Origin of the sequence: Photobacterium gaetbulicola, assembly GCF_003025515.1 — a bacterium.
In the GTDB taxonomy this organism is placed as follows: domain Bacteria; phylum Pseudomonadota; class Gammaproteobacteria; order Enterobacterales; family Vibrionaceae; genus Photobacterium; species Photobacterium gaetbulicola.
Genome location: NZ_PYME01000077.1, coordinates 1 through 636, shown reverse-complemented (window position 1 = coordinate 636; position 636 = coordinate 1). Strand labels below are relative to the sequence as shown.

1 pseudogene is annotated in these 636 nt (G+C 49.7%); it reads left to right on the top strand.

Annotation, left to right across the window (positions count from 1 at the left end):
* Positions 1–636 (top strand): annotated as a pseudogene (locus C9J03_RS26390) (PilZ domain-containing protein); the annotation flags it as partial.

Here is a 636-nt window from a genome sequence, read left to right as displayed (position 1 = left end):
GGTTAGCCCTGATTGCCGTAGTATTCAGCTAGCGACAGGCAGCGGAGAAGAGGCGCTAAAAGGGGAACTTTTTTTACGCCGTCTGATCAAGCGCAACGAAGCTAAGCTGAAGTTAGCGCAGGAGAACTTGCCTGCAGGGGAGCTTCTGCTGGCGATGCATCAAATGCTGTTAACACGTCTGAACTGCGTACCCTATTTTGCCGAAAACTGCGAGCATAAGGTCACTCTCAAGGCAATTGGCAGTAATTTTCCATTACCTACGCTACCAAAGCTGTTCAACCAGCTAGCAGGCGGAAATCATTTTTCGCTGCATCCTGTCTTTAAAAACCGGGTAAACCGGATGCTGGCTGAAACCATGCGCCCGGTTGAGGTTCGCCAACCATTTATCCATGAATTGTACCTTTGGATACAGCGCCAGGACGACACTATTCACCATATCGAAAGTAGGCTACTAGATGAATTTGATGATGCAGAGCAACGCATTGGCTTTATCAAAAACGCACGACGCCACGGGGAGTTTATTGCTATTCGTGTTACCGCAGTGCCGGTTTTAAACCCTATGACGGCATTGATCCGTGAAGATCTCGGCCAACTGGCTCGCCTCACTATGCACCGAGCCCACGAGACATCTCAGGA